Consider the following 21361-nt stretch of genomic DNA (forward strand, 5'->3'; position numbering starts at 1 on the left):
TAGTTGCTCTGTTGTTGCCATATTAACTCACCTCTCTATTGACATTTCCATAAACTAACTCTGTAACCATAGGTTGTTTATTAGGAGCGCTTACTTGTGTAATGACTATCATATAATATTGATACTCTATTGTATTGTCGAAAGTATACACCTTAGTTTCATTAGATATTGATTGACTCCATACCTCATTGGTAACATTTAATAGGGTAGTCCAAGTACCTGTGTTATCATTGGTAGCTTGTATTTGAAAGTCTTTTGGAGATGTCGTGTATTCTAAAGCAGTCAAACGAATACAGTCAAACATTTTTTTAAAACCAAAATTAAGAGCTAGTGTACCGTTTCTATTAGCTATAGAAGCTGACCAAGAACTTTGATTATCTATTGGCATGACATTTCCATCAAATGCCTTCCAAGCCGAAAAAGTAGCACTCTGCTCGGAACTAGCAAAAGCTACTAAGGGAGAAGGAGCGTTATTAGCAGTCATTCTGGTGTTATACCAATTGTATAAAGGCTTAAAATCCATGTTCTTTGCAAACTCTTTAATACTCAAAGTGTTAATTACTCCAATATCGTGTGTAAACACTTTACCACTCGCACCATCAACAGGTGTGTCGTTAAAGTATTTATGCTTATCAAAAGGCACATCTAATTGAATATACTTACCTTGTTCTAAACCATATTCAATAATGCTTTCAGTTGTGTTATCAGGAAGGTGTATAAGAGTGTTGTCTGAAAGGGAATAGAGTTCATCTGTGCTTGCACTTTTGATTGTTAATTTTTTTTCTGTTTTTACACTTTTTCCATCAAATAGTTGCAGTCTACCTACTGTACTAACTGTTGAAGAATACCCATTATTTGATAGTATTTTTATCCTAAAGTAAGAAAAAGACACCTTTTCTTTAAGTTGAAATATTTTTTCCTCTCCTTTTGAAACCCAAACTACATTTCTTTGAGAATCAATTTTTGTGTAGACAAAGCCATCATTTGAGCCTTCTAACTCCCAATCTCTTACCATAGCAGTTAAATCATTGCCATCAAGATTTCTGCTTGAGATTGAATATCCACCAATTTCACTAGTGCTATCAAACTTGTATCCTAAATAGTGAGGATAGGCAATTTGAGAGGAAGTCCATGATTGAGCTAGGTTGCTAGTAAATGCGTAAAAACTAAAATAACTAGCGCTTAAAATTCCACTCGAAAAAGCTTGCCCACTAGGGGCTGTATCTGAGGTCATTATGGGTATTATGTTATTAAATGCACTCATATTATCATCCCTTTCATCTAATTTATTTCCAAAAAAAAATCAGCACTAATTAAAACTAATGCTGAGTGGTTTTTTATCTAATTGTTTTGTCCAAAGACCTTCTTCATGTTTTGAATAATCACCTTGTAAAATGTATTTTTCATTAAAAATAGGTATATTTATATTGTTTATAATATTTTTTCCATACTTAACATAATTGCTTACTGACAAGGCAGGAACTTCAAATAGAGTTGCTTTTTGATAAGAAAATAGAATCTCTCCTATTGCTACATAAGAATAGCCATTGTTATCTAATACTTGTATTCTATAATATCTGTATGATTTCTCATTTTTAAACTCGAATCTTCTAGTTTCTACTTGCGCCCAATCAATTTGATTTCTAATTTGTGCAAGTGTATCAAAATTAACGTTATCATTAGAGCCAAGTATATTAAAATCTTTAACATTATCTGTAAGAACCGTTGAGTTTCGACCAGTTATCTCTAAAACATTTACAATCTTTGGGGAAGATACACCATAGTCAATCTGTATCCAACCGGTTTTTAGGCTTCCTGCTCCAATCCAAGTGTTGTTTAAATTGCCATCAAAAGCTCTATATGCTTCATATCCTGACCCATATTGTCCACTAGCAGATGCTACTAATGGAGAAGGTGCATTATTAGAAGTCATTTTTGTTTCGTGGATTGTACTGATTGACTCTAGTGAATATGTTTTATTATTTGCCCTAAGTAGAGTTAAACTTAAAGCCCAAGAATAAGTCCAAGAATAAGAGCCTGCATAGACACCAATATTTAAAGTTAGTTCATTATAGTTTGTAATGTGATAACTTGAGTCAAAAGTAACTTTGTTATAAATGTTTTTCCTAGTTCCTTCATTATAGAATGTGAAATTAGTGACACAGTTTTCGATAGTAAACCCTGAGCCTGAATAACTTCCTACAAAGTTCGCCTTAATATCAAATACGCAATTAGTAAATTTTGTAGTAGAAGTTGCATTATTTGAATAGGTGAAGTTTGGAGTTAGGCTATCAATTTTAAATAAGCAATTTACAAGCTCTCCTTTTACAGCTCCACCACCAATACCACAGATAGAATTTTGATAGTTGTTACCATTTCTATTGCCTATTTTAAAATCAAAAGTAATGTTGTATACTTTTGTTTCTGAGTTTTTAAACATAATACAATGTGTATCTCTACCACTATGTTTTGTGCCATCACATAGAAAAATAGTTTTTTCTTTTAGTCCAAAAAAATAAATCTCTTTATTATCATCCCAAAGACCACCTGAGTCAAAATCACCTGCAATTCTAGTAACATCATGAGTACCTGCTTTTGCAAAAATAGCGTCACCTTTTAATGAACACCTAGATATGGCGTGGTTGACTGTTAGCAAAGGAGATTTGTTACTACCATCGTTTGAATCTGAGCCATTTAAGGAATCTACATAATAGATATTGTTGAATGTAAAATCTTTTTTATTGTTTCTAATAGTTGGCATTTATTTCACCTCGGTTCTTATGCTTCTAATATCAAAATATTTTTTTAAGTCAATAGTTTTGCTGAACACCTTGCCAACTTCTCCTGACACTAAAATGTCATTTCTTTGTATCATTGGGAATGGTTCTAATTGTGTTAAAGTTCTATTTAGTAAGGGAAATAAAGAATCAATACCTTTCTCGATAAATTGATTTGAAGTAGGGACAGTAGTAGATATTGTAGACCAAAAAGCAGGTGTGTTAGGAGTAGCCATTTCATACATTTCAAATGAACTAACTAATGTATAGTAATTATGGTAGCTTAATCCGAATTTAAGCTTATATATTAAATACTCATTTTTATTATTGAATTGATAAGTTTCTTTAGTACTTCTATTAGGATGGTTGTCAACAGATAGAAGACTATCATAGTTTAAACCATCATTACTGCCCAATAGGGTAAATTCTTTTATTCCATATGCACTTCCTGTAATTATAAGAGAATCTAATGCAATCTTATTTATTATTTTTGGAGAGTCAAATTCATACTGAAGCCATGATGGATTGCTTGCACTAGAGCCGTTATCATACCAATATGTTGAACTATCCTTATCAAATGCTTGCCATGCAGGATTATAAGCACCCCTAGCAGTAACCTTTCCTAATGGGCTAGTGTCGCTTGTCATTTTGGGAACAACATCAATTTTTGGGTCTTTACCTAGTATCTTTGGATTGAATTTTTTATATTCACCTTCATGTAAAATAAATGATTTATTCGGTAGTTCTCCCATCATTTCCATTCTGCTTAGATGGATATAGCTACCCCAACTGTTTTTGAGATTTATTCTGTACTTTTTATAATAATAACTATTTTTTATTTCATATTCTCTTTTATCGGTGTTTGTCCATTGTGGTTGATTATCTCTAGTGTCCAAAACTATCCATTGTGTTCCATCCCAAGCATCGAATGTCCAACTCTTAGGGCTTCTTTCGTACAACCAACTGTGTGTTCTTAGTGTGTATTTTACAATCCTCTCAGGTTTTTCAAACTCATATGAAACCCATATGCCTTTTGAGCTTGCCGAACTGAACTGACCTGTGCCAAACAGATGATATGGTTCATAGTTGTATCCACCATATACCAAATAAGCATCTCCGCCATAATCTACTTTTCCAAAAGGGGTAGTATAGCTTGTCATTAAGGGTATCAAATTCTCAGTGTATATTTTTTCCATTAATTATCTACCACCATTACATTTAGTCTATCTATTCTTTGCCATTGGCTACGGGTGATTTTCTTTCTGTGTAAACTCCCTGTGTCTGACCAAGTTGAATCTACTTGTTTATCAAGAACGTAATCTCGTTTAAGGCTTAATGAAGTTGTTCCATCTTCATAGAAATCTAGTTCTCCTACACCTGCATAATCACCGCCATTTATCTCAGAAAACTTAATTCTGTAGGCAATATAATTAGCCCTTATTGATATTGGTACTTCATATACTTTATCAGTGTACCCTGTAGTCCAAACCTGATTAGTTTGTTTATCTAAGTCAACCCAAGTTCCATTAGTGCCATTTGTTGTGTCAGTTGAGCCTTGAAGAACCCATGATTTAATCATTGTTGACAAAACATTGCAACTTCTAATTTTGTATTTAGAAGCTACTACACCCCTTTTAATAAAATAAAAGCCTAAGAACCCTGTTTTAACTCCATTAGCAGAACAATATCCTTCACTTCTATCTACTTTGTCAAATGCATACCATGAGTCATAATTAACGCTATATCTTGTTTCAGCAAATGCAAAGCCTTCTGTTGACGAAGTGTTTGATGTTAATTTAGGAACAACATATCCACCTATTTTTACTTCCTTTTCTTCAAGAAATTCATTGATATTAAAGTCTCTCTTAGCAATAAAGAATAAGTCAGTTACAAACCCTGCAAACAGGTCAATCCTTACCTGAATAAACTGTTTAGTAGCAGATTGAATAGTTCCATCTTCCGCAATAGCAACCCAATCAGACCAATCATAATTGTTTGATGAAACTCTTGTTAACACAGCGAAAGAGCTTGCACCATTTATTTTGCTGTCTGTAAATACTTTCTCGAAATCTTGAAAAATATCTCCTAGATTAATAACGTCAGAAGTCCACGAGCCTTGCTCTACATAGATAGGTTTTCCTTCACCATCTACATCAATATCCACTAACTCTAAAAAACCTGTGTCTTTGTTGATCTTTGTTTTATCATGTGTTCCGGAGACACCAATAGATAAACCTATTTTTTTCTTCTCTGTATTACCACCTATAAGAGCCATATGAGTATTTTCCTTTCTTAATTGTTGAGTATGATTATATGGTCATCTTGTCTATCGCCAGTATCAATAGATTCGATGCCACCCATAAAAGTAACAAAACTCCCACTTATGTTTGTATATGATTTATCTAAGAACAACACCAATAGTTTTTTATTTTTTGGTGCTTTCATTTCTCCAATTTTGGCGTTTAAACCGTTTTTGACAAGGGCGTCTATTAGCTTGTTTAGTGAATGTTTTCCTGTTTCTATTGTGTAAACTTTTTCATTTGAAGACTCAAATAAAGATAGCTTGTTATTAGAGGTTGTTATTTCTAAGGAATCATTTTTATCGGGAAGATGTAACCAAAATCGTTTCATCATGTATTTCCTCGCTTTCTATTATTTGATTGTCCAATTAATTTGACCTGCTCGATTGGCTTCTAAAGGGGCATAGAAGCGTTCCACCTCAATCCCTCTTGTTTTGAATACCAAATGACCGTCCATTGTTTTATTGGAAGTTAGCTTAACTTCAATGAACGCACTCTTATTAAAGGGAATTGAGACAATAGGCTGAAAGAATAATTGAACATCATCTTTCCTGTAAGTTGTTTTATAGCCAAAATTAATGGACTTTATATCTGAGCGTTGTACAGCACCCTGTACACCATTGAAGTCCGAGTAGGCTTCTTTATATGTAATAAGGTCTTTGTCTGCAAAATTTGTTGTTAAATGAAACGTTTTTCCGTTTTCATCAATATACTCGATTTCAATTCTTTTACCACTTAGGTTAAAAGAGCCATCGGTCATTTCGAAGAAAAATTTCATTCCTTGACCAAACAAACCAAAACGTATGACCTGATTTCTCTGAATTAAATAATAATCATTTTTCTTATGCGTGAGTAGGTCATACTCAGCATAGTTTTTACCATTTACATAATCAGCATTCCAATTAAAAGGAATGCCGATTGCTTGAGCATTTTCTGAGCTTGAGAATAACATTTTTATCATCTCCTTCATTGCATTGAAGTTTTTCTTTTAATAAATCCATAAAAAAAGGGTAGGGGAGAAATCCCCTTACCCTTTAGAATAATTATTTTATTTCTTAAATATGATTATGTTCCTTTTACACATAACGGTATGAAACGCGTTGCATTAACAGATTTTTACCTGCCGAAGCGGTCATAGGCACATCTGCGAAAACAGAAATCTGGACAAAGTTACCGCCTGCAAAGTCTGCATTACTACCATTAACGTCAGTGTTGTTAGCTAAACCTAAAATCTCTTTTGCATTAGGTTTTTTCTCAATTTGAATAGCTATATATTCTAACGTTCCATCAACTACAGGATTTCCTTCAACTTTCACCCATGATGTAGGCTCTGTTCCACCTGTAGTACCCGCTTTCGTTACTTTATAAATGTAACCATTAGCTACTGTTGGCTGAACATAAGTATCTAATGTCAAATCCTTAGAAGCTGACCAAACATGAGCAGTCGCAGCATTCACATTTGTTGTAGTACCTGTTGTTCCTAAATCCTTAGTTCCAGGAGGGTTGACTGTATTAACGCCACCTTTACCAACAGGTGTCCAACCTGTTTCATTCAGACTATCAACACGCACATGAAACCAGTTGTCACGAACAGCTTCAACGACATTCCCTTGGCTACCATCCCCGCCTTGACGGTCACGAGTAGTGAAAACTACTTCCTCCATCTTAGAAACATCTTCTGTACCACCACGATTATTCCAAATATAAAAGACTTTTATGTGTGAATGAGAATCTGCATCGACAGTATTGTAGTTTACTGTGTTTTTTACTTCGCTTGCTTTTGTGTTAGCACCTTCATACCATGATACTTGAGGTTGGTTTGTCATTTTAAATTCCTACTTTCCTTGTATTATTTAAATTAAATTGTGAGGGTATTATGAGTGAGTTATAAATTATTTCAATGCTACTTTTACATTGACAGATAAATTTTGTGCATCAACAGAAAAAGAAGGGATGTATAGTCTAAACACATCTCCCTTCCTCACCAAACTGTCTCTTAATGTATATACTTGATTATTTAAATAACGATCTTCATCAATGATTACTGGGTTGACTGTAATATCCAACCAATCAATGAAGTTCGATGATTTTTGTATTTGAATAGGGGTAGGCATTGAACCTAAAATAGAAATCGATGCTTGAATATCAACAATTTCACCGTCCCAATCAAATATGATATGTGGGTCTTGAACGCCTTGCAAAATATCTTTTGGAATAATGAATACAATTGTTTTCTCATTTACAAATTCAGTTATATTTTGAAGCTTTACGAATTGTTCTTTACTCATTAATCCATTTATTACTTCGTTGGCTAAAGGTACATTTCCACCTAAGGCATCGATAGGAATCCAGGCCTTTCCATTCCAACGATAACGTATGCCTGTATCAAAAACCTGTGTTGTCCATCCAACTTCAGGATGGGGGAATTTTTTAGCAATGTCATCATATGTATGAATAAATGGTTGATAAATTAAAACTGTTGTTTCGTATGCATCTCTTACTAGTTCAGTTGCTTCATTAGCATTGTGAGTGGCAATTAAAGCCTGGTCAGTGGCATGATTGGATTCATTAATAGCAATGACCAGTTTTTTTAAGTATTCTTCATAGTTATCTGTTCGATCAATTAGATCTTGAACTTGTATTTTACTTCTTTCAATGATTTCGTGAAGTGTTTCGGTAGAATTGGTACCATCATAATGGACAATTCGTGTAGAGGGGTAAAGGATTAATCCTCTTCCTTTGTACACCATTGACATTGTTTCTGCTTCCTTCACTGCATGGAAATAAACAAAACCATTAGTATAGTCTACATAAAATTCATTTTTTTCTAAGTTGTGCTTGATGAATTTTTCATAATTAATTTCAAACATACCTGAAATTCTAACCTTATACATTTCATCAGGAATTTCTAATAAAAAAACACGTTGATTGACAACACGAGCGATATCTAGTCGATCGATGTAAGGGTCGTTGGGTGTTCCTTTTCGCCAAACGATATGAATAGGATTATTAAATTCTAAATAATTAGTAGGTAGTGACAATTTTCTCACCTCCTTTCCAAGTGAATTTTAATTGGCAAACACATTATTAGATCCTTCTTGTATAGAAGCACTGGAGCTTGCATGTGTTCTTACAGAATCACCTTTTCTAGCAAGCTGTTTACCACTAACAAATACCTTGGAACTACCTGAGCTTACAGAACCATTGGCACTAGAATGTCCACCGCTGACATAAGACCAGCCACTTGGAACAGTATATGAATCTTGTTCCTGTGTTTTGGCACCTGAAAATGCAACTTCCTTACCATTCACAAAAACAGTAGGTGCTCCATCATCAATGGTCCCTTCCACAGTTGCGTCGATATCTAGCTCATCATAGGGCGAGCTAGGTGGGATTTCGATACCAAAACAAACATCTCCCACCCAATAGCCTCCATAATATTGACCATCTATATATTCTGGAACACACTGGGGCTTATTAGGTTTCCTTACTTTAACGTGCTTACTAGCAATAGAGCTACTTATTTTATTACCTCTTACTGATACTTCAGGCATGCTAACACTCCTTAGTTTAGATCAATACGAGTACCATTTAATTTAATGCCTGTTGCAGACATAGTCATCGTATTACTTCCAAATTTTAATTCTAAAAGTGAGTTATTCATTGTGATACTACCGCTCCCACCTTTAATAGATACCGTCCTAGGTGAATTAATCTCTATAGATTTTGTGCTTTCAGTGTTTAAATTAATAGAGTGTTTTTCACCAGTTTCATCTATATACTCAGTAAAGAAACCTTGAGAGGTTTTATATTGCTTAGCTTTATTATTGTTAGTATTATTACCTGAACCACTACCCCAAATAGCAATAGGGTAGGCTTGTGATCCTGAACCCTCAAAATACATTTCATATTTAACATTTTCCGATGAACCATTTTTGGTAATAAATCTTAAAAATTTTTGTTTAATATGGACATAATTATCAGGGTCCTTAGGGTCATAAGTTCTGAGTCTAGTAACCGTCAAATCAGAGATAAAGCTATCATCGTCAGCTAATTCTTCAAGAATCGACTCATCTAGCTCACCATTCATAATGAAAAGCTTTCGTGCATACAAGTGTCCATCTTTACTGACCCAAAATCTAGGCTCATGTTTGACATCAATTGCAATACCCTCATTAGCATTTAGCCGAATTTCCTCACCGCTATTCCCATTAATAGTGATACCATCATTTTGGTCAAAGATGATCTTTTCACCTAAGAAACCATCAACTATTTTAAGGTTGTGCGTAGTTATGTCTTTTGCATAAAGTCTTCCATCTGTCCCTACGTAAAATTTCTTCTGACCATCGACATAAATGGAGATAGCTTCATTAGCATTTAATCTGATTTTTTCACCATTTTTCCCATTAATGGTAATACCTTCGTCCCAATCTAGAGTAATGGCATCACCTAAGTCACCATCTACAATTCGAAGATTTTTTGTTACCAATCCTTCGGCGTATAGTGTTCCGTCTTCCCATTTAGAGTCACCTAAAGTGGCAAATAGTTTACTAACCCATTTCCCATTTTCCCATTTCTGCAGCGCAAGTCCATTAGTGGCATTTAGATAAGCTCGATACTTACCATCATTCCGAACAGCGATAAAGCCAAAATCATTCATCATGAGATTGTTGTGATATCTACCCATTGTGAGACCTGAATAGAATAAGGAATCCTCAATTTCTTGTCTTAATCTAGTCGCTTCATCATAGTAATTTTTAAATTTCTGCACAAAAATACCACGATTCTCAATGGGACTCGTGGATTCTGTCAGTGGATCAGTCATATCAATATTTAAGAAGGATGATTCAAGGTAACCAGTATTTATGATTTTGATATAATTGGACATGTAAGTTGTTAACTCTACATATGCATTTTTTATTGCACTCGTCGAATACCTGTCTGTAGTAGAGTAAACGGTAGGGAAGGTTTGAGTTGCAGTATTAAAAGCACCGTCAATATCTGAAACATTATCTCTCTCACTCCGTATGTATTTTTGTGCCTGTTGAAGAAGCAGCTTGTAGTCTGAATGGATTTTATATAATTCTTTAATGAGCTCTAATTTTTCAAGCGTCGTTAATTTGCCATCAGCTACAATTTTGTCAAATAAACCAATATTAAAATAGTTATTTTCAGCATCTAAGATCACTTCATCAAGATTATTGACAATCTTAATATTCTCAGCAATCATGTTTCTAGAGTAGAGAGTACCATCTGTATTAGCCCATAACACCTTTTTCCATTCTTCATTATCTTTCTGACTCACAGAAAACCCTTCGCAAGTAGTTAATGCAACCCTTGTTACATCATTCCACGATATAAGTCCGAAGCATTCATGGTCCTGTGGAATTAAGTTTCCTTGTTCATCTTTTTTATTATTAGAAACTAACCCTAAATACATGGTTTCTTCACCATGTCGATTATAAATGGTAGTTCTTGAGCCCTGTGTTATCCATATACCAGATTCATCTTCAATCATCAAATTAACACCAGATATGATCTTCCCAAAAATACGCTCACCAAAAATTCCATCCTTTGAAATTGCGTGTTTCCATGACTCGCCATTATCGTTGGTGATAGCAAGAAATCCATTTTGTATAACAAGCCAGCTTAATGGATCTTCTAAATCTTTTACAATAATGCCACGTTCGCTTATTTCTATCTTCTGGTTATAACCAGCCATGACAGCATTTTTTAATGCATCCCATTTATTATTGATGATATCGTTAATGGCCCCGTTGTTCTGCTCGGACAAATTCCACTTCCATTTATCCATCTGAACAATTGTAGATGTATTGCCTGCTTTATTAAGCTGTTCTAACCAATTATTGTCTTCATCAAATTCATTTTCGATAACAAGAGAAATACTTTCATTTTCAAAGTCATGAGTAATTTCCGTAATTTTGGCTTTTATATCCACTTGTAATCTATCATATCTAACCCTAATAATATCTCCTAAACCTAACTTGTCCCAATCATTTTGGCATTCAACGATGGATAGAAAATCAATTAAGTTCATATCTAATCTGATTTTTGGCTCTAAATATTGTCTGAATACTTCCTTACCGTCTTCCATTAAGTCCTCATCATCAACAATTGAATCATTAGTATATTCTTTTTCTATTTCAAAATCGGATAGCTCGGCTAACTGCCCAACTGTAAAGTTATTTTCTCTAGTTAATTTTTCCTGTAACGCAAGTAATTCATTTACGTAATCAGAAAGCTGATAGTTTAAATCTCTAATAAAGGCTTCTTGAGTGGAGATCTCTAATCGTTTGGCCTCTAAACGTTGAATGATGTCTTGATGCTTTGGAGTTGAGGAGTGAAAATTTGCATTTGATAAATCTAATTCATCTTCAATAAGGACTCTTTGGGAATTCAGGGTACTTAGTTTTTGTTCCTCTGTTTGGATAATGGAATTTTGTGTAGTGACCATTGTAGTTAAATTAGTAAACTTCTCTGATAAGGATTCAACCAACGCCTGATAGTCTTCTAATGCAATGCATAAACCATCTGTTAAATATTTAGAATGACTGACAACAATCCCGTTTTCACGTTTGAAAGGGTAGAGGTAGTATCTGTAATCTTCGAGATAGGATTGACCGGTAGGATTTAATCGATGTATAGATAAGCCATCTTGTCCATACACTTTTAAGCGAGTGATTGTATCAATTGTGTTTGTCGCTAAATTGAATGACTCTAAATATTTTCCATCACGGAGGTGGAAGCCTTTATCTTTACCAATATTTTCGGGTTTATAGAAATTGATTTCATATTTTATTGAATCCCATACAATTAAAGCATTCCAAACTTTTGCTAAATCATAAATAATTTCTAAAATATTATTTGATGAAACTTCATAGCTTCGATAAACCTCCTCGAAGGAACTGTCAACATAGCCTAATTTCCATTTTGTATTTACGGAAGATAAAATATCAGTAATAATATGAGACAATGTTTTACTGACTACTTCAAATTGTCGTATATTTTTATCACTTAATTGGACGCCGAGTGACAAAGCAGTATAACTAATATACTCATCATCACTATAGGATTTACTGGATTCGTTCATTAAAAAGTATTCAGTGATTTGCCCATATTTCAATTTGAAAAGATACCTGTTTCTTATTTTATCAATATTTTTATTTTCAAAAGGAATCCCATCTTCCATTAGGACAGTAGGTATTTTAAATGAAATTTCATTTAGGACCGAAACCTTAGTACTATAATTGATATCATATGCCTCACTAATTCTGGCAATTGTTTTTTTATCTGGACTACATAAAAATATTCTTGCATCATCTGGTTTTAAACGGTAATCTATTACACCTAATTTCAATGATTTTCACCTCACTCCTGTAAAAAGACATACTGATGTCTAACATCCATATCGAAATCCCCTTTTCCTTTTAGGAGATTAGTTCCGATTATTAATGCTAGGAATTCATCATTATGATCATCATACCGATAAACACCTAAATGCTGCCTGTCAGAAACAATATCTTCTTTTTGACAATCAATAAATACTTCTTCATTATCGATAAGATTATCTACAACTAATGTTTGATTTGTCATGATATTGGTTAGTTCTATACTGCCTTTTCCATTCTTTTTCTTAATCCATAGTTTTGGCTTAACAATAAAATCGCCCAGATTTTCTAAGGATTCGCAAGGATCGAAGGTGATAGAGAAAGATTGTATATAAGGTTTTTCGTTATCCTTTTTTGCATGAAGAACAATCTTATATCTAAAAATCAAACCATCTAAATTAAAGCCATCTAACAAATTGTTATCACTGAAATTTATTGTTTTCCAATTAGTCCAATTCTTGTAGTCGTAAGAGAGGGAATAGAGAAACTCTATTTGTTGATGATGTATATTTATCATATTAGCGAGGATGGTTGTTAAATATTTTGAAGAAGCATTCGTAATTTCATAATATTTAGATACATAAGAGCCTGTTGAATTTATTAAGGAACCCCATTTCATTCTAAATACTCCTATTCTATTTTTCCAAAAGGTCTAAACTCACTATTTGTGCCAACCTTTTTCCAAATGATATTTTTTGCTTTTCTCCAGACAACTGAACTATCAATAAATGCTGTATCGTTTTGAACAGAAGACCATTCAGGTTCAGTAGGGGAGGAGTAGCCTGCTGTCTCACAAAGATAATAATATGTCTTACTTCCATTAGTAGGGAATACCAAGTCACCTACCTCATAATTGAATTCTTTGCGCCAAATTTTTCCTGATACCTCGGGAAATTCTTGTTGTAAGGAAGTAATAAAAGTTGGAGGGGTAGTGGAACTTTTCCCATCGACCACGCATTCATAAAGGCCACCATTATCTACAGGCGGCTTTACTAAATTGCCAATACTGTAATTTTTATTTGGCAACCATTTTTTTGCTTGAATACCTTCTCTTGTGACAACCCAGCCGATATATGAACCTGAGGCAGGGACCTTATTCCACATAATATGACCAATTGGATAATATTTATTATCACCTAGATCTTCAATAGATTGAGTTGAATCTTTTAAGTATTTTTCTAATTTACTAAAATTATTGCCATATTCAACAATGGTATTTTTTATATCATCATCTTCAAAAGAGGATTCAGTAGTAATATTTAATTTAAGTCCATCTGTTGTTTCCATTTAAAATTCACTCCATTTTTTGATATTGGCATATTGTGCTCCCCAAGAATTATCAACTTTATCAATTGTTAAACCATTAGAGGTAACCTTCGAATTAAAAAAACTCCCTTGTTCAAAGCTTTTCATGTCGTCGATAATTTGATAACCAGTATTAGCATTTCTAAATGCCATATTATTAAAAATAAGTTCATGAGAGTAAGTATAAGGAGAATCACATCTAATAGTTAGTTCTACATAACCTTGCTTTAAACCATTATGTAATAATGCAGAATTTCCTTCTACCAGGGCGTATAATACTCTATTTGGATTATTGTCAAAAATTAAGGGTTTGTAATATGGCTGAAATAACCAACGAGCAATTTTTCTTAGATCGTGGTCATCAAGCCAATCTTCAAGATAAAAGGACAAGTTAAAGGAGAGGGGTTCATGTTCAACCTTTTGAAAATACGGTTTTTCATTATTAGCAATTTTTTTCTCAATAATTCTCCTTCTAGGAAGAAAGTTTTCTTCAAATAAACCTCCTCTTGTTGAAGCAATTTGAATACCCATATCTTTTGATGAAATGTTGTCATACATAAAATGAATAGATTCCAACATTACTTTCTCATTCCTTTCCTACGCAATAAATCATCATCAATCATTTTACTAAATCGATGTAAGTCGTTTTTGTCACCGTTCATTTTATCGATGTGGAAGTTTATCTTAATGTCACCATACGTATCGCCTGTACTAACAGAGGATGATTTTTGGAATGGGGTAAACTTTAGTAAGAAAGGGGATAGATTATTCATGATACTATCCATAATATTGATTGAATTAAACAAACTTTGTGTATCAGCTTTATTCAACATAATTTCTTGAGGGTGAGCAATAATAGCTTTGCCTCCTTTACCATCAATCCCAATTCCAGTCCAGTTCATGAAACCGCCACTGTCAAGTGAGGCAATTTTTTTCTTCATTAATTCACGTGTTGTAAGATTTTCAATCAAATCTAATTTGTAATTAAAGAATGTTTTTAACTGTTGTATTTGTTCAGATGAGTACTTATTTTTTACAGAATCAAATGTTACGTTTTCGGAGATTTGGGAATCTTCATTTCTGCCTTCTGAAGCGAGATTATCAGCTTTGTTTTTTAGAGCCATTTTAGTATTTGCATTTAAAGATGGTTCAGGTACTAGTTTCTCGTAAATAAATTTGCCTAACATTACTTTCATGTCCGCATCAGATAGTTTACTTTCATTTACTTGTGTATTTCCTGAATTCTCATTGAAAAACTGCTCAAAAAAGCTATTATATTTCCCGCCAAGCAAGTTTTTATTACTATTTAAATACTCAGATAATGAATCCATTTCTGCTTGTGTAAGAACCCTTGTGGACTCATTAAAATTAGCACCATTTTCAGTAAATCGGGAATCAGCCTTATCGCGGCCCTTTGCTGCAAAATTTTTTGCCATTTCACTAACGGCACTCTGATCCTGGCCTGAAACATTCGGCAAAACTCGGTCATATAAGAACTTACCTAATAGAACTTGCAAGTCCGCGTTAGATAATTTGCCTTTAGATGTTTGTGGATTGGAAAGATTCGATTCAAATGAACCATTATCCTTTGATTCTTGACTGTCATTAAATTTTTTTATTAAATCTAGAGCTTCTTCTAGTTCGAGAATAACATTGTCTCGGATAGAAAAACCTATAGCTTTCATAGTATCGTCTAATGTACCGCTAATTTCGGGTAGTGAGGCTTTTAATTTATCTCGGTACTGATTGAAGTCTGCCTCCACATTAGTTAAATGACCGTTGATGATATCTTCTCTCATTTTAGCGAATTGGCGTTCATTATTTAGTAAATCGCTATAGTACGACTCCCAATGTTCTTTTTCAAGATTAATTTTATTGACTAAATTTTCATGCTCTGACTCTTGTAGCTCTATTTTTTCATTTATTTCTTCCTCTTTGGATTCTAATGCATCATTTAAAGACTCTTTACGTAAATCAATTTCCCGGTTATGTCGTTTTTCCGCAATTGTTTTATCAATTTCATCTAACTGTTCTTGTAGACTTTTCCTCTTTGCTTTCGCTTCATAAGAATTATCTAACGCTAAAATATTTAGCTTACTCTGTACATCATTCCGTTCACTTTCTAAATCGGAAATCTCCATATCATAGCTTCTTTGAGCTTCTTCTCGGTCAATGAGCCTTAGCTTATCTTCAACACTTTTTCTAAATAAGTCCATTTCTTCTTGCAGATTTTTCATGATTGTTTCATGTTTTTTATTTTCGCGCTCAATTTCTTCATCAAGTTGCTTGATTTGCTCATCTCGAAGTTCTTGATGATAATCTTTATACGCACTAATAACTTTATCTGCAATTTTATCAAGTTGGGCTTTTTTTGCATCGTCCTTTTGCTTTGTATAGTCTTTAATAGCTAACGTGGCATTTAAATAGCCATTATACTCTTCATTTATTAATTTTGTGATTTCTTTGATACGTTCAGCAGTGATATCACGCTGTTTTAATTCCTCTAGCAAATTATCTCTAGTTTCTAAATGCTGTTGAGCAATTCTTTCTTGGGCATTAATCATAATGTTTGTATATTTCTCATAATCTGCCGAACCCTCATCAAACATTTTTCGAATCAATTCAGCTCGATTTATTTCGGATTCTATATTATTTATTTTCTCATCCGATTGGGTTTTGATATTGATTAAAATATCATAGTCACTATCTTGAATATCAACCTGTAACTCTTTCATACCGATCGTTAACTCTTCAATGCGTTTTTTCGCAGATTGTAAACCATCGCCATACCCTTTATTTCCATTTACTAGGCTTTTTAATTGAGTTAGTTCATAAAGATTGGCATTCTGCTTTTCCTTCATCGCATTATTAATATTTACAAGTGATTTTACATACCTAGCAGAGGAAGTATCTAATTCTCCAAGTTTTGCTTTTTCATAGGCGATAACATTATCCTGAATTTGACGTTGTTCTTCATACTTTGACATGTAGGATTCAACTTTTTTTGAGCCTACATCCCAAATGGCAAAATCTATCTCACTATTGACATTGTTCAGTTCATGAAGACGTTGCGTATACTCATCAATGACCTTTTTTGAGGCAGTACCACTCTTAATAACGCCTTCCAGATAAGCAATTTCATTTTGGTTAATTTTCTTTTTATCATTTAAAGCAGCTGTTTGTCTGTCTAGTTCTTTACGATAGGATTCTGATGTGACAGTGAGTTTCCTTAACCTGTTATCACTAGTTTCTAATAAGTTATCAATCGTTGTCTTTTTGTTTTCAAAAGAGGAAAGATAACTATCAATTATGCCGCGCTCAAGGTCTTCTACTAAATCTTTTTGATTTAAAATCTGTTGCTGTAAACTTACTAATTCAGATTTTGTTTGATCAATAGCTTGTTGTGCCGTGTCAACTGCATATGATGGAGAAGATGTGGCTCCATTTTTTGCAGCAGTATAGTAACTTGTTGGATCTAAGCGTTGTCCGTTAGCATTCTTCACTTCGTAATGTAAATGTGGACCTGTCACTCTACCAGAAGCACCAATATTACCTATTTGCGTTCCCACATCAACATAATCACCCATTTTAGCGATAGCTTTATCTAGATGAGCATAAAGATGTTTGAAATTATTTGCATCTTGTACGACAACAATATTTCCATAAGAGCCGTCATAGCCATTTTTAATAGCATCACCGCTAGCTATTATTTTGCCTGCAACATTCGCATCTAAGCGAGTTCCTTTAGACCCGGAAATATCCATGCCTAGATGATTATCCGATTTTCCAGTAATCGGGTCTTTACGGCCTCCGTATGCGCTAGTGATTTTGCCAGACCAACCGTTTAGATTAGTAGTTGTGGAAGAAGTGGGGGACTTACTTGTTATATTACCCGTTTGCTGAATTTTCCCTGAAGCAATTTGATTTTTTAAAGAAGCCTCTTGCTGTTGCATCACTCGAAGTTTTTCTTTTTCAAATTGAATTTGAGTTTCTAAAGCTCTTCGATACTCACTAGAATGTTCAGGTAGCTTAGACAGCAATCTTTGTTGTTTTTCAATTCCGAGATTTAACTCTTCAAGTTTTTGTTTGTATTTATCGGTTATGTATACTGTATTTTTTGTTGCTGATATATTTTGATTAGTCGTTTTTGTGGTCTTACCTAAAGAAGTGTCAAAGCTATCAATAGTACTAATATTGGTGTCTAATGATTTCTGTAATTCATTTAATTCAGAGGTGTAATCATTAATTTGACTTTGAGTTTGACCTAATAATGTACCGGAACGATAGGCACCGTAACCGTAAGTATAACTATTAGGATCTTCGTTCTTCATATTATTAACTTGCTCATTATAAACTTCTTGTAATTTTGCTTGAAGTATATTTAAAGCTTGAATATTTTTCTTTATATTTTCAATAGTGGCTTTTGTGAAACTTGCCTCATCGACAACATTCTGTTGTTGAATGCTTAATTTCCCTTGTCTTGCAAGTTGATAAGCTTTTAATAATGTTTCATTTGCATGATTTTCTGCTTGAATCGCCTTAATTTTATCTGCACTTAATGATATTGCTTTACCATCTTGATCAATAAGAGACGGGTAAAGGGTGTTTAAATTATTCATCACTAGATCACGAGAATTCAATACATCAACAAGCCGTTGTTCCTCGGCAGTTAAACTACTTTTTTGACTAAGATTACGAATCTCTTCTTCGGTATGATCTTTTAATTGGTTAGTTAACAACTGATATTCCAATAATAGGTCAGAGGTATCATTTACTCTTTTTTGTGAGACTCCTGCTAGCTTTTCGTGAGTAGTCGTAAGATTCTTAACTTCAGCTTTATAGCCTTCTACTTTTGCTTTTGCTTCAGCAAATGTTAAATTGTTAACCTTCATTTCAACAGATAATTCTTTTTGTTTTTGAGTAGTATCCTCGAAATGTTGATTTAAAGATCCCATAATGCTACTTACTTCTTTTTTACTTAAACCAAGCTTGGATAAATCGGTAGAAATACTCTCCATATTTTCTTTAGTTTTATTTGCCATGGATTCAAAAGTTTCAGAAGTAGAATTATCCATATTTTGGAATGAACCTACTATTTCATTTATAATCGAACTGGCGTTTTCGTTTGAAAATAGTGAGGTTAAAGAATTTTGTAAAGTATCTAGGTCATCCATATTAGCAGAAGCAATTAGTTGAGCTGCAAAGGCTTCAGAATTGTTTTTAACACTATCGGTCAATTTATTATTTTCATTGATAACATCTGCAATATTAGCTATATAATCATTTTTTTGCGATAATATTTCTTGTTTTAGTTCGTTATCAGATTGAACAATAATATCTTTTTGGCTTTTTGCGATAGTACTTAATTCCTTATAATAATTAGCAAGAACTGTATCACCACTTTTTTCAGCTTTTGATTGCAGATTACCTAATTCTTTTAATTTTTTTTCAAAATCCTCAGCAGTTTTAAGAAGAGGCTTAAAATTATTATCATAAAATTTAACATCACCTACAAAGGAGGAACTATTAGCATGAGTGCTAAGAACTCTAGCTGCTGAATCTATGTTTGAATTGAGTGAGTCCTCTAGGTCAGAGATTGACCTCTTCCGAATATCAATATCATCATTTCGCTTATCTTGGATTGCCTGATTAGCAATTTCTGCTTCTATAGCTTGCTGTTCCTTAAGCAGTCCAATTTTTACTTTCAAAGCTTCTGCTGAGCCAATAATTTTGTTACCAAATTCATCCTCTTGTGTAACAAGGTTAGGTAGAATCTCGCCAAGTCTATTAGAAATTTCTTGATATTCACTAATAACAGAAGGGTCTGTATTTCCCAATTCTATAGCATTTTCTAATTGATAATATTTTTCAAACTGAGTATCTATTTCACTAGCATTCGAAGTATATGCTTTTAATATTTCTTGTTCCTCAGTTTTTAGCTCTTCAATCTGTTTCTTTCTTTCTTCAAGTATTTTACCTATAATCAACCCACCAGCACTTATTGCGATTCCAATTGCATTGAGTCCAAATAATGCTCTACCAGCAAATGCAGTACCTGTGCCTAAAATATCTTCGCCAAGTGTTTTAAATGTAGAGGCGAGGCCAATGCCATCCATAATGGCAGAGGCAAATGCTGTGGAACTTAGACCCGCTTCAGCCGTATTTTTCCCAAATGCCACTATACTCTGACTCATCTTGTCAATTTGGTTTGAAATATCAGAAATGCCTGCTATGTTTAAACCTTCACCAAGCTGGATGTTGGTCAGTTGGGTATTTAAATCGGTGATTTGTGATGCTAATTGGTCAAAATCAGTAGTATTCGCATAGGCTTTTTGGAGTTCGTAGATATTATATAAATTAGATTCTAAAGCCTGCAAATTTTGCTGCGCTTCTTGGATTCCATAGAGTTTAAATTGATTTGTAGAGATTGTTTCCATTTCTACTTTCAATTGTGACGCTAAATTTTGTAGAGATTGAAGATCGCCAGTCGGAATTTTGGCCAGCTGTTTAGAAATTTCTTTCACATTTATATGTACATCATCAAACATTTCATTAAGAGTATCGAGAGATTTTAAAGAATTAGTAATTCCTTGCTTGAAATCTTCGAAAATGGTAAGGGGAGCGGATGATTCAGTTCCCACATTTTGCAGCTTTAAATGAAATGCTTCTAATTGCTGTTCTAAAGCTTTAATTTGCTTTCCATACTCATTAAATATTTGAGTATTTGATCCTGTAACGTCTAAATTGATCGATAGATTGGGGATGTTCTTTAATTTTTTTAAGTATGTAGAAATATTTTGTTTCGAGATCCTGTCGTTAATTTTTAGAGCCACTAGAAACTCTGTGGGTTTTTTTTGTTCACCACCAGTACTCAATCAATATTCCCTCCTCATTAAATCAAATGAAAAATCAGCTACTATGTTATTTAAGATGGTAGCTGTTTTTAATTTGCATATTTTTTTAGATGACAATAATTGCTCTAAAATATTCAAATACCCACCCAATTAGGTAGGGGAGTAGTTCAAAATTCTAATTATCTTTATCATTAAGAATTGAATCAACAGTTTGTCCTTCTCGACTGAGCTCTTCTTCTAGTGCTAAATATTTAAAACTTACATTTAGTCGCTTTTTAATTTCATCTAAAACACTAGAAATTTCTTGCATAGGGAACATTTTCAGCAGGAACATTTCGTACCAACCGATGTCAACTAGTTCATTCATAGTAGCAAAATGAAGTTCAACGGATTTATCTTTTAATTCAGTTTGTAAGTCAGTAAAATGTTTAATAATTAAAAATAGAATATAATTATTTAATTCATCATCATTGTTGAAAAAATCTAGCTTATGCTGCTCTACATAGGCCAACGTATCGGATAAATCTTTGATTAAAATAGTTATTTTACGCTTACTAAATTTAGGGTAGTAATAAATAAATTTTCCTTGATCTTTATCAATGAAAAATTTTTGCTTTTTATTTAATTCTTTTGCATTTTTATGTATATCTGTCAATGTTAATTTCGTCTCACGTTTTGTCATAGTACACTCCTTTACTGATTAAAAAGTAAAAAGG

Annotated in this window: 15 protein-coding genes; all 15 read right to left on the minus strand. The window is 33.4% G+C overall.

The window, feature by feature from the left end; all coding sequences use genetic code 11:
• Positions 1–22: 22 nt before the first annotated feature.
• Complete coding sequence (locus MKY80_RS06655) at positions 23–1264, minus strand: discoidin domain-containing protein (RefSeq protein WP_342532376.1); 1242 nt, start codon at positions 1262–1264, stop codon at positions 23–25.
• A 45-nt stretch (positions 1265–1309) separates the two neighbouring features.
• The gene (locus tag MKY80_RS06660) at positions 1310–2761 is read right to left on the minus strand and encodes a discoidin domain-containing protein (RefSeq protein WP_342532377.1); all 1452 of its coding nucleotides are present in this window, start codon (positions 2759–2761) and stop codon (positions 1310–1312) included.
• A complete protein-coding gene (locus MKY80_RS06665; protein ID WP_342532378.1) occupies positions 2762–3973 on the minus strand; it encodes a discoidin domain-containing protein in 1212 nt (403 codons plus the stop codon). It lies immediately after the preceding gene.
• The gene (locus tag MKY80_RS06670) at positions 3973–5052 is read right to left on the minus strand and encodes a hypothetical protein (protein ID WP_342532379.1); all 1080 of its coding nucleotides are present in this window, start codon (positions 5050–5052) and stop codon (positions 3973–3975) included. Before MKY80_RS06670 ends, MKY80_RS06665 begins: the two co-directional genes overlap by 1 nt.
• 17 nt (positions 5053–5069) lie before the next feature.
• Positions 5070–5411: a hypothetical protein gene (locus MKY80_RS06675; RefSeq protein WP_171365208.1), complete on the minus strand. Its 342-nt coding sequence runs from the start codon at positions 5409–5411 to the stop codon at positions 5070–5072.
• Positions 5412–5429: 18 nt separating this feature from the next.
• Complete coding sequence (locus tag MKY80_RS06680; protein ID WP_036124504.1) at positions 5430–6029, minus strand: hypothetical protein; 600 nt, start codon at positions 6027–6029, stop codon at positions 5430–5432.
• Between the two features lie 124 nt (positions 6030–6153).
• Positions 6154–6903, minus strand: coding sequence for a hypothetical protein (locus MKY80_RS06685; protein ID WP_342532380.1), 750 nt, complete (start codon positions 6901–6903; stop codon positions 6154–6156).
• A gap of 66 nt (positions 6904–6969) precedes the next feature.
• The gene (locus tag MKY80_RS06690; protein ID WP_171365205.1) at positions 6970–8118 is read right to left on the minus strand and encodes a hypothetical protein; all 1149 of its coding nucleotides are present in this window, start codon (positions 8116–8118) and stop codon (positions 6970–6972) included.
• A gap of 27 nt (positions 8119–8145) precedes the next feature.
• Positions 8146–8631, minus strand: a complete 486-nt coding sequence (locus MKY80_RS06695; protein ID WP_216604595.1) for a PAAR domain-containing protein — start codon at positions 8629–8631, stop codon at positions 8146–8148.
• 11 nt (positions 8632–8642) lie between these two features.
• Positions 8643–12455: a phage tail spike protein gene (locus tag MKY80_RS06700; protein WP_342532381.1), complete on the minus strand. Its 3813-nt coding sequence runs from the start codon at positions 12453–12455 to the stop codon at positions 8643–8645.
• A gap of 11 nt (positions 12456–12466) precedes the next feature.
• Positions 12467–13105: a hypothetical protein gene (locus MKY80_RS06705; protein ID WP_171365203.1), complete on the minus strand. Its 639-nt coding sequence runs from the start codon at positions 13103–13105 to the stop codon at positions 12467–12469.
• Positions 13106–13116: 11 nt separating this feature from the next.
• Complete coding sequence (locus MKY80_RS06710; RefSeq protein ID WP_171365202.1) at positions 13117–13773, minus strand: hypothetical protein; 657 nt, start codon at positions 13771–13773, stop codon at positions 13117–13119.
• A complete protein-coding gene (locus MKY80_RS06715) occupies positions 13774–14370 on the minus strand; it encodes a distal tail protein Dit (RefSeq protein ID WP_036147638.1) in 597 nt (198 codons plus the stop codon).
• Positions 14370–20666, minus strand: coding sequence for a peptidoglycan DD-metalloendopeptidase family protein (locus MKY80_RS06720; protein WP_342532382.1), 6297 nt, complete (start codon positions 20664–20666; stop codon positions 14370–14372). Before MKY80_RS06720 ends, MKY80_RS06715 begins: the two co-directional genes overlap by 1 nt.
• 154 nt (positions 20667–20820) lie before the next feature.
• A complete protein-coding gene (locus MKY80_RS06725) occupies positions 20821–21327 on the minus strand; it encodes a hypothetical protein (protein ID WP_089986619.1) in 507 nt (168 codons plus the stop codon).
• Positions 21328–21361 lie beyond the last annotated feature (34 nt).

Source organism: Lysinibacillus sp. FSL R5-0849 (assembly GCF_038595075.1).
In the GTDB taxonomy this organism is placed as follows: Bacteria; Bacillota; Bacilli; order Bacillales_A; family Planococcaceae; genus Lysinibacillus; species Lysinibacillus fusiformis.

What these genes read in the sequence shown, in the direction of transcription:
- MKY80_RS06660 (WP_342532377.1), bottom strand. Translation starts at nt 2,761, where the DNA reads ATGCCAACTATTAGAAACAATAAAAAAGATTTTACATTCAACAATATC.
- MKY80_RS06655 (WP_342532376.1), bottom strand. Translation starts at nt 1,264, where the DNA reads ATGAGTGCATTTAATAACATAATACCCATAATGACCTCAGATACAGCC.
- MKY80_RS06680 (WP_036124504.1), bottom strand. Translation starts at nt 6,029, where the DNA reads ATGTTATTCTCAAGCTCAGAAAATGCTCAAGCAATCGGCATTCCTTTT.
- MKY80_RS06670 (WP_342532379.1), bottom strand. Translation starts at nt 5,052, where the DNA reads ATGGCTCTTATAGGTGGTAATACAGAGAAGAAAAAAATAGGTTTATCT.
- MKY80_RS06675 (WP_171365208.1), bottom strand. Translation starts at nt 5,411, where the DNA reads ATGATGAAACGATTTTGGTTACATCTTCCCGATAAAAATGATTCCTTA.
- MKY80_RS06705 (WP_171365203.1), bottom strand. Translation starts at nt 13,105, where the DNA reads ATGAAATGGGGTTCCTTAATAAATTCAACAGGCTCTTATGTATCTAAA.
- MKY80_RS06715 (WP_036147638.1), bottom strand. Translation starts at nt 14,370, where the DNA reads ATGTTGGAATCTATTCATTTTATGTATGACAACATTTCATCAAAAGAT.
- MKY80_RS06710 (WP_171365202.1), bottom strand. Translation starts at nt 13,773, where the DNA reads ATGGAAACAACAGATGGACTTAAATTAAATATTACTACTGAATCCTCT.
- MKY80_RS06665 (WP_342532378.1), bottom strand. Translation starts at nt 3,973, where the DNA reads ATGGAAAAAATATACACTGAGAATTTGATACCCTTAATGACAAGCTAT.
- MKY80_RS06685 (WP_342532380.1), bottom strand. Translation starts at nt 6,903, where the DNA reads ATGACAAACCAACCTCAAGTATCATGGTATGAAGGTGCTAACACAAAA.
- MKY80_RS06725 (WP_089986619.1), bottom strand. Translation starts at nt 21,327, where the DNA reads ATGACAAAACGTGAGACGAAATTAACATTGACAGATATACATAAAAAT.
- MKY80_RS06695 (WP_216604595.1), bottom strand. Translation starts at nt 8,631, where the DNA reads ATGCCTGAAGTATCAGTAAGAGGTAATAAAATAAGTAGCTCTATTGCT.